The sequence below is a fragment of the Myxococcus eversor genome, assembly GCF_010894455.1.
GTDB lineage: Bacteria > Myxococcota > Myxococcia > Myxococcales > Myxococcaceae > Myxococcus > Myxococcus eversor.
The window spans coordinates 273,368-289,273 of record NZ_JAAIXY010000016.1 but is presented as its reverse complement, the minus strand read 5'-3'; the positions used below and the strand labels follow the sequence as shown (position 1 = coordinate 289,273).

General features: G+C 62.9%; 15 protein-coding genes and 1 pseudogene. 12 read left to right on the top strand and 4 right to left on the bottom strand.

Going from position 1 to position 15,906, the window contains the following annotated elements:
• Positions 1–337 precede the first annotated feature (337 nt).
• Genes G4D83_RS29975 through G4D83_RS29945 form a run of 7 tightly spaced genes read left to right on the top strand, consistent with a single transcriptional unit; the run spans position 338 to position 5,140 of the window.
• Positions 338–979 carry a 4'-phosphopantetheinyl transferase family protein gene (locus tag G4D83_RS29975; protein WP_163868266.1) on the top strand — a complete coding sequence of 214 codons (642 nt, stop codon included), beginning with the start codon at positions 338–340 and terminating at the stop codon, positions 977–979.
• 9 nt (positions 980–988) lie between these two features.
• Entirely contained in the window at positions 989–1,411 is a 423-nt protein-coding gene (locus tag G4D83_RS29970; RefSeq protein ID WP_163868265.1) for a hypothetical protein, read from the top strand.
• Positions 1,408–1,752 (top strand): helix-turn-helix domain-containing protein, encoded by a 345-nt coding sequence (locus G4D83_RS29965; protein ID WP_163868264.1) that lies wholly within the window; start codon positions 1,408–1,410, stop codon positions 1,750–1,752. Before G4D83_RS29970 ends, G4D83_RS29965 begins: the two co-directional genes overlap by 4 nt.
• The gene (locus G4D83_RS29960; protein ID WP_163868263.1) at positions 1,749–2,765 is read left to right on the top strand and encodes an ImmA/IrrE family metallo-endopeptidase; all 1,017 of its coding nucleotides are present in this window, start codon (positions 1,749–1,751) and stop codon (positions 2,763–2,765) included. Before G4D83_RS29965 ends, G4D83_RS29960 begins: the two co-directional genes overlap by 4 nt.
• Before the next feature lie 2 nt (positions 2,766–2,767).
• On the top strand, positions 2,768–3,388 hold the full coding sequence (locus G4D83_RS47290; protein WP_420826664.1) for a C1 family peptidase: 621 nt from the start codon (positions 2,768–2,770) through the stop codon (positions 3,386–3,388).
• Positions 3,385–4,194: a thymidylate synthase family protein gene (locus tag G4D83_RS29950; protein ID WP_163868261.1), complete on the top strand. Its 810-nt coding sequence runs from the start codon at positions 3,385–3,387 to the stop codon at positions 4,192–4,194. Before G4D83_RS47290 ends, G4D83_RS29950 begins: the two co-directional genes overlap by 4 nt.
• Entirely contained in the window at positions 4,181–5,140 is a 960-nt protein-coding gene (locus G4D83_RS29945) for a nucleoside triphosphate pyrophosphohydrolase family protein (protein WP_163868260.1), read from the top strand. The genes G4D83_RS29950 and G4D83_RS29945 overlap by 14 nt, the downstream gene beginning before the upstream one ends.
• On the opposite strand, the gene G4D83_RS29940 is transcribed toward G4D83_RS29945, so the two are convergent.
• A complete protein-coding gene (locus G4D83_RS29940) occupies positions 5,064–6,224 on the bottom strand; it encodes a nucleotide kinase domain-containing protein (protein WP_205522740.1) in 1,161 nt (386 codons plus the stop codon). The two genes, G4D83_RS29945 and G4D83_RS29940, sit on opposite strands and share 77 nt — an antisense overlap.
• A 276-nt stretch (positions 6,225–6,500) precedes the next feature.
• Here G4D83_RS29940 and G4D83_RS29935 point away from each other — a divergent pair, with 276 nt between their 5' ends.
• Positions 6,501–8,702: a metallophosphoesterase gene (locus tag G4D83_RS29935; protein ID WP_163868259.1), complete on the top strand. Its 2,202-nt coding sequence runs from the start codon at positions 6,501–6,503 to the stop codon at positions 8,700–8,702.
• Between the two features lie 276 nt (positions 8,703–8,978).
• Here the strand turns inward: G4D83_RS29935 and G4D83_RS29930 are convergent, their stop codons facing one another.
• Together G4D83_RS29930 and G4D83_RS29925 are read right to left on the bottom strand one after the other, a co-directional pair.
• Positions 8,979–9,386, bottom strand: coding sequence for a hypothetical protein (locus G4D83_RS29930; protein ID WP_163868258.1), 408 nt, complete (start codon positions 9,384–9,386; stop codon positions 8,979–8,981).
• Positions 9,387–9,466: 80 nt separating this feature from the next.
• Entirely contained in the window at positions 9,467–10,402 is a 936-nt protein-coding gene (locus G4D83_RS29925; RefSeq protein WP_240356740.1) for an AraC family transcriptional regulator, read from the bottom strand.
• A gap of 147 nt (positions 10,403–10,549) precedes the next feature.
• Between G4D83_RS29925 and G4D83_RS29920 the strand changes: the two genes are divergently transcribed.
• Complete coding sequence (locus tag G4D83_RS29920) at positions 10,550–10,966, top strand: DUF4267 domain-containing protein (protein WP_163868257.1); 417 nt, start codon at positions 10,550–10,552, stop codon at positions 10,964–10,966.
• A 178-nt stretch (positions 10,967–11,144) separates the two neighbouring features.
• Positions 11,145–12,350: pseudogene (locus G4D83_RS29915) on the top strand (IS701 family transposase).
• Between the two features lie 164 nt (positions 12,351–12,514).
• On the opposite strand, the gene G4D83_RS29910 reads toward G4D83_RS29915, so the two are convergent.
• A complete protein-coding gene (locus G4D83_RS29910) occupies positions 12,515–12,718 on the bottom strand; it encodes a hypothetical protein (protein WP_163868256.1) in 204 nt (67 codons plus the stop codon).
• A gap of 310 nt (positions 12,719–13,028) precedes the next feature.
• On the opposite strand from G4D83_RS29910, the gene G4D83_RS29905 reads away from it, so the two are divergent.
• Together G4D83_RS29905 and G4D83_RS29900 are read left to right on the top strand one after the other, a co-directional pair.
• The gene (locus tag G4D83_RS29905; protein ID WP_205522739.1) at positions 13,029–13,739 is read left to right on the top strand and encodes a dienelactone hydrolase family protein; all 711 of its coding nucleotides are present in this window, start codon (positions 13,029–13,031) and stop codon (positions 13,737–13,739) included.
• A gap of 22 nt (positions 13,740–13,761) precedes the next feature.
• Positions 13,762–15,885, top strand: a complete 2,124-nt coding sequence (locus G4D83_RS29900; protein ID WP_163868254.1) for an FUSC family protein — start codon at positions 13,762–13,764, stop codon at positions 15,883–15,885.
• Positions 15,886–15,906: the final 21 nt, after the last annotated feature.

Genomic DNA, 15,906 nt, shown 5'->3' with positions numbered 1-15,906 from the left:
CTCTCGGGTCGGGCGTGGCCACGTCCCTGTATTTCTAATCCGTCCTCGGTCCACGTCGAGCGGGGTGAGGCCCACCGTTCGCAGCCCAACTGGCCCCTCAGGCGTGCACCACCCCGTGAACGCTTACCCCTGGTCTACTCAACCGCTCACCCGTACAAGCCCTATCCTTGTAGATCTGCCTCCACTAAGCGAACCTGCTGGGGTGAAAAGGACAAAGACTAATGCTCGTTCGATAGGGCAGGGCACTCCTTCTCTCAAGGTGCCGAAGACAGCCTCGCCTGCTGTGGTCGATGACGGCACTCGCACCGTTGCTTTAGATGCGATCGAGGGGGCTCTCTTGAAGCTCCGCGAACGGTGTCCATCGATCTGCGTTGCTGCCGCCTTGGCCTCCATAGGCGAGCAACTCGATCCACTTGAGGATGCGTGCACAACCCATATGACCCTATCGCGGCGGGCGGAGTTTATCGGAGGTCGACTAGCCGCCAAGCAGGCTCTGCGCGATGCCGGGCATGCGAATCCCGTCGTTGCGGCTGACGCGCAAGGCGTTCCGATCTTCCCAGTGGGCTACGTCGGCAGTATCGCCCACAAGTACGGCCGAGCCGTGGCGATTGCCGCGAGAAGTTCGGCAGCCCAGGGCCTCGGCATTGACTTGGAGTTCGACGAGAATCATGACGAGGCATCTCTGGCCGCCGAAGTCATCACTGATGTGGAGCAAAGATGGCTAGCCGCCGTCTGCGCGGCCGAGCCCATGCTTCTCTCTCCGTCAACGCTGGTGCTTGCCGCTAAGGAGGCCATCTACAAGGCAGTGTTCCAGATCACCAGGACGGCTTTCGACTTCGACGATGCTGAGGTGCGCTTCGCCCCAGGCAGCAGGTCGTTTCGTGCAGTCCGCTTCCCTGGTGTCGAAAACCTCACCGTTCACGGAGAGTATGAGTTGTCAGGGCGCTGGGTGCTAGCCGTCGCCTTCACGACGGCATGATTAGGCTGTTTGACAATCGAACGGCTGGGGGGCATTATGTTCGAAAATCGAACGCCGGGGGAAACGGCTATGGGCTCCAAAAAGTACACGCCGACGATCAGCACGCAGGAGTTCGACGCCATCGCGACCGAACTGCGCAATGCACTCAAGAGTAAGTATGACGCCTCGAAGAGTGATGCCGATCGTCCGCCCCCTAACCCGGCAACCAAAGGAGCTTTCGATCACATGCCTGAACTCGACTCCAAAACCGTCGCGAAGTGGTCGTCGACTGTAAAGAACCACATCGGGTGCAAGCTCGACCCAGGCTTCATTCGGAAAGGTGGCTACGACTCCTTCGACGATTTCTGGGCCGACATGCAGCCCAAACTGCACTCCTCCTGTCCTGAAGCAGTCGGGAACGAGGCTGCAAATGAAGAAGGACTTGCGCCATGACGGACGATGGACGCAAGCGACTGGCGACCCGTCTACGTGAGGCGCGTGAAGCGGCTGGTCTTTCGCAGGAAGACGTAGCTCAGAAGCTGTCTCTCCCGAGGCCGGCGATATCGCAGATCGAAAATGGCCACCGACGTGTTGAGGCACTTGAGCTGGCTCGCCTAGCGAGACTTTACGAACGCTCTTTAGGCTTTTTCGCCGACGAGGAGCCGGTCGGCTCGAAGCGCCTTGATGCACTGCATCGGACCGCAGCCGTCCTGTCAGAGAAAGATCGCGCAGAGGTATTACGATTTGCGGAGTTTCTCCGACAAAAAGCTGACAGCGACGGGAAGCCGCAATGAACAGGGAGACTAGAGACGCAATTCTCCGCGGCATCGGTGGTGCGGCGGAAGCTCATGACTCCTTCAACTTTCGCGAAAAGCATGCGGACGGTCTCAGCGGGATCGACGTCTTCGGAGTTATCAGGGACCTTGGGATCCCAGTTGCCTTTCAGGCACTTGATAGGTTGCTCGGCGCATGCGTGCGCGTGAGCAGCACGGAAGTCGGCATTCTCGTGACAACCCAGCGCGATTTGCACATGCAGCGCTTCACGGCCGCGCACGAGCTAGGGCATTTCGTTCTAGAACATGAGGGGAGCCTAGATCACGAAGTCCGAATGCCAGGCCACACGAGTGGCCGCGACCCGCGTGAGGTTGAGGCAGATGCGTTCGCAGCGGAGTTCCTGATGCCGAAGTGGCTCGTTAAGGCTGCTGCGCGGCGGAGGCAGTGGTGGGCGGAAGCACCGCTACAAAGCCCGGATGTCGTCTATCAGCTCTCACTGCGGCTTGCGACTAGCTATGAGGCAACATGCTGGGGCCTCGCCTCACACGAGTTCATTAAGCGCGATGTAGCCAAAGCGCTGGCTGCGACAAAGCTCAAGGAGGTGAAGAAGACCGCTCTCCAAGGAGTGCCACTCGATGATTCGTGGGCTGACGTATGGCAGCTCCGTTCAGGGGACGATGGCGCGCGCATCGAAGCTGGCCCTAACGATGTGTTCATGGTCGCGCTGGACGAGCGCGCATCGACAGGATTCCGCTGGGAGGTGCGAGAAGCCATCGACGCGGGCTTCGGCCTCCTCGATGACAGGAGCACATTTGATGAAAGCGTCATTGGGGGACCATCGCTTCGGCGAGTCGTATTCCGAGCACCTCCGCCCGGCACATATGAGCTGCGCCTGCCATTGCGTCGCTCCTTCTCTCGCTCGGCAACCTCTGGTGGCAACACCAGCACGTTTCGTGTCTCCATCACCACGACCGGGACACGCCGAAATGATAGCCCCCCCCCGATCGCGGCTGCCTCAACCACGGTGCACTGACGATGCTGAACCTTCGAGAGATGCTCCCCCCCGTAAGAGATCAAGGGGAACGCGAAACCTGCTTAAGCATGGCTCTGAGCGATGGACATCACATTGCCCGAGGAACAGCACCTGCTCTCGCTGCAGACTTTTTGCACTTCACCGCAACAACCGTTGCCGGAGTTGGCGTCAATGAGGCCGTGCCAGTTTCATCTGCGATGCATGCTCTCGAAAATAGTGGGCAGCCAGCGGAGACCGACTGTCCATATTCGCCCATGGCACTGCCACAGACTTGGCGACCACCACTAGCCAGAGAGGTATGGCGCCGCAAGACTTCTATTGGGCCCACCGGAAGTTGGGCAACGATATCAACGCAGCTTGGTGCTGGGGCCCCGGTAGTCCTGCTTCTGAATATTGATGATGCGTTTTGGAGCCCAGTTAGCGGCTCTGTCGAAACCCCTTCAGGGCCAGCTCGGGCGGCGCATGCAGTGCTAGGAGTAGCGGTCGCTACGGATGTTGCCCGAGTTCTTGTTCGCAATAGCTGGGGAGTAGACTGGGGAGTCGGTGGGTACGCTTGGCTCTCCTCTGGCTACGTGGCCGCACGCTGCATAGCAGTCATCACGTTCGAAGGAGCAGTCACATGAAGACAGTCACCCAGACGACATGCGAGCAGGCATGGCTTGAGGCTGCAGAGTACCTTGCTGATACGAGTGAGCACGCAGAGTACAATCTTATTATTGAAATTTCGAAACCGACGCTCCACGAGCCAGCCGATCATCGAATTCGCGCAGCAGTGGACCGATTCCTGCGAAACCACGATTCCTATCCAGTTTCTTCTGTCGCCGGCACTATCTTTCCTGCTGCGGAATACATCAACCACGGTACTCGTGGCGTCTACGAGATTTACCCTGAAGAAGTGTACCCAGAAATCAGGCTAGGGCCTAGTGACTGGGGGCGTTACGCACACCGCCTAGTTCGCTGGCCCGCCGGCTCTAAGACGCCTATTAACCCACTTGAGATTCTGATTGAGAAGATGAAGACTCAACTCAAGGAGAAAGGCCCACGTATGCGCGCCTGCTACGAACTGTCGCTGACAGACTCTGCGATTGATCTTCCGCTGTATGATCCCGTCACTGACTGTCGCCGGCCACGCGGTGGTCCATGTCTCTCTCACGTCAGCCTCAAGATTGGTGCAACGGACAGTCTCTATCTGACGGCCCTATACCGTTCACACTCATACGTCGCCAGAGCGCTCGGAAACTTCCTCGGGCTTGCTGACCTCCAGGCATTTATCTGCGACCAGACTGGCCTCGCCCCTGGCCCATTGGTCAGTGTTTCAAGCTACGCGCGGCTCGAAGCTGACGGTGGAGACTGGAAGGTCAGCGAGGCGCTGCAACTCGTAAAATCTGCGCGCCTAGCATTTGAGGGAGTGGCTCATGAGGCTGCGTGAGTATCAAACTGCGGCAAGTAAGACAGACCAATTTCAGAGGCGAGCCACCAAGACCAAAAGTAAGCTGACGAAGGCGGAAGTAGTTCCCCTCCTCGGCCTAGTAGGAGAAGTCGGAACGCTCCTCGCCGAGTACAAAAAACTGCTTAGAGATGGGCCTGGACATTTGCGGTTCCGCGATCGGCTAGCTGAAGAATTGGGTGATACTCTTTGGTATGTTTCAGCCGTCGCAACAAGGTTCGACCTGTCCCTTGAGAAGATTGCAGCAGCCAATCTCAAGAAAGTTCACGAGCGATGGTCGCGGCCGAAGAGGCGGGCACCGCTCGATGCGTCGTTCCCTCAAAAGGAGCGATTGCCACGGAGGTTCACGTACCGCTTTACTTATATACCTTTTAAAGATGGACGCCCCGGTGTCGCGCTGTTGGACTATCGCGGGAGGCAGATCGGTGACCTTCTTACCGATAATGCACATAAAGTCGATGGCTACCGTTTTCACGATGTGATGCATTTTGCCTTCGTCGCATTGCTTGGGTGGTCACCTGTTGCTCGGAAGCTCCTGAACAGGAAGCGTAGGAGCCGACGGAAGACAGACGAAGTCGAAGATGGTGGGCGGGCTAACGTTATCGATGAAGCAATCGTCGCTATGGTGTTCGACTACATCGAGCACAACCTCGCGGCGACGAAGGAAATAGCCCGGATTGACTCAGAGACTTTGCGCGGCGTACGCGCCCTCACCCGTGGCTTCGAGGTTCACGCTCGAACCGAAGCGGAATGGGAAGAAGCAATCCTTAAGGGATTGGCTGTGTGGCGGCAGGTCGAAGCCCACGATGGAGGCATCGTGACAGGAGACTTCGCGCGTCGCTCCTTCATGTTCAGCCCGCCGGATGGACGAACGAAAGCGAGAGCTGCGAGACGTCTGACAGTTGCTCAGGGGAAGAAGGGTTCTTAGTCTCCTCTGCCACTACTATTCCCCATTTGGGTGGGTAGAACTGTGGCAGTGCGGCGTAGTTCGCCGAGAACTTCTGCTTGATCCGTGTGCGACCAGATGCGCCATAGAACTCTGGATGCGCGACACGGGCGTACTTGCTCACCTCGCAGAACAGGTTCTGGCAATCAATAAGCTGAAGTGGACGCTTGCCTCCGAGCTTCTGGAACTGAAGACCGAGTCGTGAGAACTCCTCGGCGGCAGTCGCAGCTATATGAGTAATCACCTCAGCCTCCGTCATCCCCGAAGTGTCGCTAAAGCACTTCGCGACTCCATCGCGTGCGCCAGGCCCAGCGACAACAAAGCTCATTTCCGAGAAATCCACGATTTCACTGTAGTTGAGATCGATGGCGAACTGAAATGCGAGGAAGTCGCCCAGCGAGGGATATCCACGAAGAATTTCATAAACTCCTTGGAGAGACGAGGCTCGTCCAACACGCAAAGGTGCGCCGTCGCGCATCATGCGGTCAAGTAGATGAAGATGGTTCCGGTGCTTCCGCGCATTGCCGAAAGGTGGCGAGGGCATGATGTAGGCCGCCGAATAGAGCCGGCTGCCCCGCGCGTAAGCTGAATCAAGAACACGCGCATACCGCTCGAACTCGAAGTCTCTCCACGATGGAGTCTCTCCGAGTTGCTCAACCAGAAGCTTCCAAGTATCGATCCGGTTAAAGAGTTTGAAGAGTATGGTTCGAAAAAAGACTTCTTCGGCGCTCGTGTCCCCCTCGTAGATCACATTCCGAATGAGATACTGGCTTACTCGGTCGGCCGCGCGGTACGCATTCGTGAAGCGATGGGCAGCAATAATCGGGTCGGTAGTCCACGGTGGCGGCTCGCCCCGAATCCTGCGCATGAAGAGATCCTGCCGGGCGGCGGCAAAGCGCCAGTAGGAGTCGAATACGGGCGTAGTAGTCAAAGTCTTGCCCGACGTTGCTCGGATTATTCGTCCCAAGTTTCCTCCCTGTTCCCTGAGTTTGGCGCATCCGAAGCCGAGCCGGAACTGGATTCTGACCGGGGGCACGAAGAACAATGGCTGGGTACCGGCCATCATTGTAACAGACGGACTTGCGGCCTCCGAAGTTGGTCCTGGCGCTGGGCCATCGCAGTGGGCGTGGCGTGAGCTGCGGATCGCAGGTACACCTTGGCTGATTGGGTGCCTCTTCAGGTGCAGAGCAGAAACATGAGGGCGGGTGGTTGTAGGCACCAGCAACCTCATAGGGGAGTAGTCGGTGAACTTCTGTACACTACACCTGATTCACCCACTCTGCTGATGGGTCGTTGGGGCCCCGCTGTTCAGCACCCGAGTGTGCTCCGCTATAAAAGGCCGATGATCACCAAGACCACTCTTCTTCATGTGACCGATGCGCACATTTCCGGGCCCGGCTCCGAGTTTCCGCGTGACGATCACAAGGTCAAAGTCCCTGGGGCCGACCAGGACACCCGCGAAGAGGTTCTAGACCTCCTATTTGCTCGACTTGCTGAGCGTTTGCGACGCGAAGGTCGGCAACTCGATGGTGTAATATTCTCTGGTGATGCCCAGGACCGAGGCCGGCCTGGGGGGCACGAGCTTCTCCTTAAGCTATTGCTTGAGCACTTTGGCTCGCTCGGGGTAACGCCGGAGAGCATTGTTGCGACACCGGGCAATCATGATGTTCTGCGCGGCACGGCACCAAGCACCCCAGAACGCTATGCGCCTTTCGTAGGCGTGTGGTCGAGGGCGGGCTGCATCGTCCCCTGGCTCGATGGCGTCGATACCCGGCTGATTGGCGGGCGCGTCGGGCCACATTGTCTGTTGGCACCGGATCATCGCTGGGCCATCTACCCGGTGAACACGAGCAACTGGTCGCACGTGACCTCGATCCTGCCCGAGCCGCTGAAAGATGTATGGGACCGAATACCCAGGCTCCTCGCTGAAGGTGATGCGAATCGAGAGCAGACCCTGCGGTCTCAGCTTGAGGCGTTGGCTCGGTACGACATGGCTCGGGTCTCCAAAGGACAGCTTGAGGCGCTCCGGACGATCGTGGCAGCTACGCCGAAGCCGACCAATGGACGCCAGCTCCGCATCGCGGTTATGCACCATCATCTCCGCTCGCCCAGTCTCAGAGAAGAGTTGAAGCCGTTTGCTGACATCTCCAACCTTGAGCAGGTGCGCGCATTCCTAAGAGGGAACGGCTTTGGCGTTGTTATGCATGGTCACAAGCATGAGCATGCCGCGCACTTTGAACACATCTACTCAGCTGATGGCGAGGATGCGCATCGCACTCTAGTCATCTCAGGCGCTACGTACGAAGTAGGGCGCGAGCAAGATGCGGTGCGACTGATCACGCTGTCCGGTTTACCGTACACGCCTAGGGTCCAGATCGAACCGATTCCTCTTCCGCGTGCTGGAGCAGAAATGCCCCGAAGCCCTGAGATTGAGCGGCGACTCTGGGTGTCGAAAGGGCAAGCCTCCGGCCCGGTTTTGGTCACCCCCGGTGCGCCGACCGTTGTAGAGGGCTCCAGCCTCGATGAGGTCTATGCACGCGCTTGCGCGGCCGCAGCGGAAGATGCGTCACGAGGGACTCTTATTGTCCATCTCAATCTCCCGCAGGACGATGGAACCGCATTACCAATCCCAACGGAGTACCCAGCACCGGAGTCTCTCTCCGGCCATGAGCGACAGACCTGGTTGGGCGAGTTGGTGAAGTGGTGGCAGATGGAAAAATCATCCCTTGAACATCGCATTCCGTATATCCACGGCGTCCGGCTTCGCCGCTACGGCGGGAAGGTAAATCAAATTAAGCGTATTATTCAACTTTTGAGGTCCAAAGAGAGCACCCGAGCAATAGCTACTCTTGTTGACCCTCTACGAGACTTTAACAGCGATGCGAGCGGGGAGGAGTTTGCGTCCTTCTGTCTCGTTGAATTCCGCCGGCGCTCCATCGGATCGGGCGGCATTGTCGTTGATGCGATTGCATTCTACCGCGCACAGGAGATCACTCGCTGGTGGCCAATTAACATAGCTGAGCTGCGTCTACTCCAACGAGAGATCTGCACGGCACTCGGCTTCCGGCCCGGTCACATCACGACGATCGCCGCCGACACCCGCACTATCTCACGCTCACCGACCCAGGTGGCCATGCCAGTCATCGACCGTTGGCTCGATCAGGCGCCCGAGAAACTTCATCTGCTGGCAAATGCGCTCGCTCATCGGAGCATTCATGGAGATACGCAGCGCCAAATTCTCGGCGACTGGCAGAGGACATTAGCTGACCTCGGAGCATCTACCCAGGAATACAACTCCGAGCCCGTCCCACTCGCCATTGAAGGTTTGTACACGCTCGCCTCCTACCTTAAGATTGCGGCCAACGCGGACGACCGCGATGCAACGGAACTCGCCCGGCGCCTAAGTGATCTCGCTCGAGCAAACGAGGCTTTCGAGGATTCTGGCCAGACGCCTGACGCATTCAGGCGCTGGGCCCCTACTGCCAAGGGGCTCGTTACCGACTTGGAGGGAATGACACTCGGCCTCTTAGCACCGACCCGCTGAGTTCGGAGTCGCTTTCAGAGCCACGAATTGAGCGCTGGGAGTCTGTGCCTGACCCGCTTCCGCAGCTCTCCCACGCCTCGTGTGGACCGTAGGTTCAAACGGCGAGCGGCACTCTGCGCGTGCCCCGGCTCCATGGCTCTCCCGGCCGAAGACACGTCTGAGAAAGGAACACTGCGAGACATGGGCATGGCCTTTACGTCAGTGCTCCTCGCCTATCTCCAGCATCCGCCGACAGAGAACATCATCGTCGTCCTTGATGTACGCCATCAGGAACTCCTACAGGCTCCCCAGCGGGAGTCGGGGATCATTGCCGCTCTTGGTGCCCAGGACGAGAGACACATAGCCCTTCCAGGGTCCTGACACCCTCAGCGTGTACCGCCACGACTCCTGAAAGTAGTCGGCGAAGATGACAGACGCCTCCGTGGCGTTGCAGCCGTACCCGGCGTCCCGCAGCATGTCGGCGGTCGAGCGAAGTTCCTCGGGCAACCAGAAACGAAACCCCCGGGAATCCTCATCCGTTGGAAGCCCGGCGGTGCGGAGGAACGCCTCGTATTCTTCCAGAAGTACGCCCGGAAGCGACCGCCAGACGTCCACGACCTCCTCCATCGCGACCGGCTGGACGTTGAGAGGCCACTCCAGCCAGTGCTGCCGAACCTCTGTTGCGATATTCGTTATTTCGGCCATACCTCATCAATCCAATCCATCAACTGCTCCCTTTGACCGCGAAGGTCTCGGGGGCGGAGTTCGAGGAAGTCTAAACGACGTCAGCCCTCACGAGCCTTGCGCCGGTACTCACCGGGAGGCACTCCCATCTCCCACCGGAAAGCCCGGTTGAAGGCGAACTCGGACTCGTAACCCACGCGGCCCGCGATGGCCGCGAGCCCGTCCTGTCCCTCACGCAGCGCGTGCGCGGCCTCCTGCATCCGAAGCCGCGTGAGGTACTCATGCGGCGCCACGCCCACCTCGCTCGCGAAGCGCCGCGCGAGCGTCGCCCTTGAGGTCCCCGAGCGCCGCGCCAGCTCGCTCACGGTCCAACTCCGCCCCGGCTCCGCATGCATCCAGCCCAGGGCGCTGGCGAGTGTCCGGTCGCCGAGCGCCCCCAACCAGCCCGCGCCTCCCGGTGGCTGCGCATCCGCCCAGGCACGAAGCACCTGCACCAGGAGGATGTCGAGCAACCGGGAGACGATGACCGAGGCGCCCCTCTCTCCTCGCGCGTACTCCCGTTCGAGCAACGACACCGTGGGCAACAGAGCACGCGCGTCCTCGGAAGCTCCCCGCAGGTGGACCCGCTCGGGGAGCAGCCGCAACACGGGATGAGCCCCCGGCTCGTCGAACGCGAAGAAGCCACAGAGCACCCGCGACTCCACACCGGCCCCACCCAGCACATACCCAGAAGCCCCTTCGCCTCGTGTCGCCAGCCAATCTTCCACCCTCACCTTGGGGCTGCGGGGCGAGTCCGCCATGGCATGCCCGTCGCCGCGCGGCAGCAGCACGACATCACCAGGTCCCAGCGCGACGGCGTCCCGGCCCTGCGTGAGGTGACAGGAGCCCGCGATGACCAGGTGAATGGTCGCCGTGGCCGTGGGAGCAAAGCGCAGCCCCCAGGGAGCCCGCGCCACGGTGCGGCAGTAGAGCTGCCCTCGCAGACGGGTTCGCTCGAGAATCTGCCCCAGCAGGTCGGAAGCATGCGAGAGGTCCATGCCCTCGAGGCTAGCAGCGGGCTGTCCCCAACGCTCGCGCCGTGAGCGCTTCAGACAAAAGGTTGAGCCATCCGAGAATGGCGCCTCCGAGGCCAGCACGTCACATTCCCATCCATGAACGACACCCGCGTTTCATCTGGAGGCCTCATGAACACGAACCCCTCGCAGTTGCCCTGGAAGCTCACGTCCCCCACGGCCCTGTTCACCTTGTTGCTGGGTGCCTTCATGTTGTTCCTCAGCCTCAATGCCGCGCGGGACCCGGTAAGCGCGGCCAGGGGGTTCGGTCTGGCCGACTCCGGAAGCGAGGTCATCCCCTGGCTGTACGTCAAGGCGGGCAGGGACTTCGGCCTGGCACTGGCGATGTTCGCCCTGGTGGCCATCCGACAGCGACAGGCCGCGGGCGTTCTCGTCCTCGCCTGCATCGTGATGCCCACCGTGGACGCGCTGACCGTGATGCATGGCGGTGCCTCACTCGCCTTCGCGCTCGCGGTCCATGGAAGCGCGGCGGTCTACGGAGTCGTGCTGGCCGCCGCGCTGCTGCGCCCCCAGAAAGTCACCTCTTGATTCAACACCAGGGAGCGGTGATGACGCCCTGGTTTCGGACTCCGTGCCCTGCCGTGGGTTAGCACTACTGCATCAGGGGTAGGCCGAAGAGGGAATGGGCGACGGAGGGCTGGGCGGGCAGGCCCTCATTGCATTGGCCGCCATCGGCCCCACTCATGAATGGGGTATGGACTCCTTCATGAACGCCGCTGCGGTGCAGCGGCTTGAGAGGTACTTCCAGCAAATCGGCGAGGTGCTGGGCGAGGAGAGTCGGCGGGGCTCGTTCGCCCTCTACGCGATGGGCCTGCTGGGGGATGGCGAGCGCAAGAGCGTGGAGCCCTTGGCCGCCCGCGCGTGTCCGGACCCCGCGCGGGTGGACGCCATGCACCAGCGACTGTTGCACTTCGCGGTGGACTCGAAGTGGAGCGACCGGGACGTGCGGCGCCAGGCGGCGAGGTATGCGCTGGAGGCGATGACGCAGTAGGCGTCGGTGGAAGCCTGGATTGTGGACGACACGGGCTTCCTCAAGCAGGGCAAGCATTCGGTGGGAGTCCAGCGGCAGTACACCGGCTCGGCGGGGAAGATTACCAACTGTCAGATTGGCGTCAGCCTCAGCGTGGCCACCCGCACCGAGCACCTGCCCGTCGACTTCGAGTTGTACCTCCCCGAGTGCTGGGCCAGCGACGAGGCGCGTCGCCGCGAGGCCCGCATCCCCGCCGAGGTTGCCTTCAGGACCAAGCCCCAACTGGCGCTGCGGATGATTGAGCGGGCCGTGGGGGACGGGGTGGCTCCGGGCGTCCTCCTGGCGGACACCGCCTATGGCAGCTCCAGCGACTTTCGTGCGCGCCTTCGCTCGCTGGGCTTGCATTACGCGGTGGCAGTGGCCCCACAGACGAGCGTCTCCCTCTTGGATGCGAAGGGCCGCTCCCGAAAGGACGCACAAAGCGTTTCGGACCTGGCCCTGCACCTTGATGAACGAGGCGGCTTCCGACGGTGCACCTGGCGCCAGGGTACGAAAGACGCCTTGTCGGCACGCTTTGCTCTGCGCCGCGTCGTCGCCGCGGGCGTCCCCCTGCGAGAGCAGGAGCCCCTGGGGCTGCTCATTGAGTGGCGCGACGGTGAGCCCGAGCCCGCCAATTACTTCCTGATATCCCTGCCAGAGGGCCGGACGAAGAAGCAGCTCATCCGTCTGGTGATGCAGCGCTGGAGAACCGAACGCGTCTACGAGGACCTCAAGGGGGAACTGGGCCTGGACCATTACGAAGGCCGCCGTTTCCCCGGCTGGCATCACCATGTCTCCGTCGCGCTGTGTTGCTACGCCTTCCTCGTGGCGGAACGCACGCGGCGTTTTCCCCCCTCGGCCCGAAGGACGGCTGAAGCCCACGCGCAGCCACTCTCGGCCTGAGCGCCACTTCCACGACAGCCTCATCACCGCACGGCTCGCCATGGCGCGAGTGATTGCCTCTTGGTTGCCGCGCTGCCCCACCTGCCACCGCACCAACCCCCACCGCGACTCACGTCGCCTGCTCGGCCTCCCCGTCCACCCATCGGGCCCCTGACGCAGTAGTGTTAGAAGTCGATGGTGCAGATGCACATCCCGTTGAAGCAGGTGCCGGTGGCTCCCGACAGGCTGCATTGGTGCTGGCACAAGGTGCGGCTGCAGATGCCTGGCAGGGGCGGGACCGCGGCCTCCGTCGACAGCGGGCTGGCTCCCACGGTGAAGCCTCCGCCCAATCCCACCACCAGTGCAGCGCTCATCATGATTCGACGCATGTTGCCTCCCATGCGCGGAAGGTTCCGCGCGGGAGTGCTACCCGGTCGTCCAGTGACTCATTTCCAGCCGAATACGGGCGGTCCTGGATGGTTGTCTTTTGATGTCGTCCCTCGCGCTCGGGAGTGGTTGTCACGAGATGGCGGGAACGGCTGTTCACCTTGCCGTTGCCTGGGACGCGCCGAGCCCCTGTCCGCTGGCCTGCCCTGAATCCGGCGGTGAGGGTGCTGCCAGAAGCGCGGACGGGTCCCAGCTTTACCCGGCGGACCTGGGCCCTTGCGGTGGCCTGCCATGTCCGTGGGAGGCATGTCGATGCGCGTGCATCAGCGTGACGTGGAGGTGGGCGTGGGCGGACGCCTGCTCTCGGGCCGGCTCGTCGTTCCGGAGCGAGCGAGCGGGCTCGTGCTCCTCGCCGGAGACGAGGAGGTGCCGAGAGCCGAGGCGGGCGGAGGCGGACTCCACGGCACCCTGCATGCGGCCGGGCTGGCCACGTTGTGGCTGGAGCTGCGCACCGCCGATGAAGAGATGGCCGAGGACTGGACGCTGCGCGAGGGCCCTCACGTGGAGCTCATCGCCCACCGGCTGGAGGTGGCTCGCGACTGGCTCCAGCGCGACGAGAGCCTCTCGTTGCTTCCCATGGGCTACCTCGGCACGGGCCTGGGGTCGGCCGCCGTGCTCGTGGCCGCCGCGCACCAGCCCGGTGGCGTGCAGGCCGTGGTGACGCTGGGCGGACGGCCCGACAAGGCCGGCGCGCTCCTCGCGGACGTGCGGGTGCCCACGTTGCTCATCGGCGCGGGCGATGACCCGGACCGGGTGGCACTGGTCCGGAGCGTGTTCGACAGACTTCCCGCCGAGACACGCAAGGGCCTCCAGCTCCTCGACGGGGCTTCGCGAGGCTTCCCCGAGCCGGTGCCACTCGCCACCGCATGGCGTCTGGCCACGGCCTGGTTTTCGGATTGCTTCCGCGCCGCCGCGGGCCCTGGCGTCCTGGAGTGGACCGGCGAGCAGGACGGCGCCGTGTGACGATGGAGACCTCCTTCGCTCCATGAACTCGTTCAGGCGTCACGTCGAGTCGTTCGTCCGACTGGAGCCCGCGCGCCCCGCGTTGGGAGCGGGCCTGCGCGCCGCGCTCGCGGTGGGTGTACCCATGGTGGTCGCCGCGACGCAGCACCTGCCCGCCGCGACGTGGGTGGGCATGGCGGCTCTCTTCGTCACGCTCGTGGACCGGGGTGGCCCCTATCGCGACCGCGCGGTCACCATGGGCGCCATGACACTGCTGGGCGCGGTGATGGGGTTGGTCTCCGCGCTGCACCTGCCGCCGTGGGCCGCCGTGCTCCTCACGTTCTGCTGGGTGACGGCGTGCGGCTTCGCGCGCTCGTATGGAGACACGCCGGGATTGATGGGCGTGGTGCTCGCCAACTACACGGTGGTGTCACTGGCGCTGCCCGCGCACGACTACGCCGCCGCGCTGTCCCGCTCCGGGTTGTTCATCATGGGTGGCCTGTGGGCGATGATGCTGGCGTTGGTGTTGTGGCCGCTGCGGCCCTACCGCCCCGCGCGCTTCGCCATCGCCCGCTGCTACCGCGAGCTCGCTGACCGCGCGGAGGAGGTGGGGAGGTGGCCACTCGAAGGGCCCACCGCGCCGCCCAATCTGGTGGAGGTCGTCGACTGGGAGTCCCGCGTGCGCCAGTCGCTGGAGGAGGCCCGTGGTGTGCTTGCGTCCACTCGACGCGGGCGAGCGGGGGAGAGCGACCGGGGTGAGCACCTGCTGGTGCTGCTGGAGGGCGTGGACGCGGTGCTCGCGCTGCTGGTGGCGCTGCCGGAGACGCTGGAGGTGTCACCTCGTGAGACGCGCTACCACGCCCTGCGCGCGGAGGTGCAGCGAGCGCTCTCGGAGCTTGCGCGGGACTTGCGCCACATCGCGCGCGCCCTGGAGCAGGAGAAGGGAGAACCGGAGCCCTCCACGTGGAATGCCGAGCGTGTGCGACGCGCGCTGGCGGCGCAGGTGGCCGAGGGCGGGCTGCCTGATTCAGCGCGCGCGGCGTACTCGCATGCGGAGGCGTTGCTGGTCCGGTTGCGCGAGTACACCGAGGCGCTGCTGGAGGTGGCAAACCACCTGGAGGACGGCCGTCCCATCGAGTCGGACCTGCCCATGGGGCCGCATCCCGCCTCGCTTCGGGGGCGCCCGTTGCTGGAGCCGCTGCGCGACAACCTGAGCATCGGCTCCGTCATCTTCCGCCATGCGCTGCGGCTGGGTGTCGCCGCGGCGATTGCCACCGCGCTCGTGCAGGGGCTGGGGTTGGACCATGGCTACTGGGTCATCATCACCGTCATCGTGGTGCTTCAGCCCTATTCGGGGATGACGTTCCAGCGCGGGTTGCAGCGCGCCGGGGGGACGTTGCTGGGGAGCGCGCTGGCGGCGGGGCTCGTCGCGCTCGTTAGAGACCCGGCCGTGTTGCTGGTGGCAATCATGGTGTTCTTCGCGGTGGCCATCGCCGTGAAGCCGCTGAGCCTCTCGTTCTTCCAGGTGCTGCTCGCGCCGGCGCTGGTGCTGCTGGCGGAGATTCAGACGGGGGACTGGGAGTTGGCGGGAGTGCGCATCGCCAACACGATGATTGGCGGCGCCATCGCGCTCATCGGGGCGCGGCTGTTGTGGCCGAGTCCCGAGCGCGTGCGCTTTCCGGAGGAGGTGGCCAATGCGCTGCGCGCCGATCGGGACTACTTGCTGAGCGTGGCGTCGGCGGGTTCGGACGCGGAGCCGGAGGTGCGCGAGGCCCGGCGCAAGCTGGGCTTGCAGTTGCTGTCCGCAGAGGCGTCGTTCCAACGACTGCTCACCGAGTACCGGGGCTCTTCGCGACAGCTTGAACCTGCGATGGCGATGCTCACGTATGCGCGCCGCTTCGGTTCCGCGGTGACGGCGCTGGCCGCGAGCCGCCAGTGGCATGGCCGACAGGACCTGTCACCCGTCGCGAGCTACGCGGGGAACGTGCTGGAGGACCTGGCGGTCGCGGTGGAGCACCGCCGCGTGCCATCCCCTCTGCCCAAGACGATGTCGGCGCAACAGGAGGACACGGACGTGCTGTCACGCACCCAGTTGGACCGGCTGGTGCGACAGCTCACCGTGCTCCATCACGCCACGGTGCGCGCGGCGCCCCAGTTGTCTCCGTGAGGCGCCGCCACGGGTACGCAC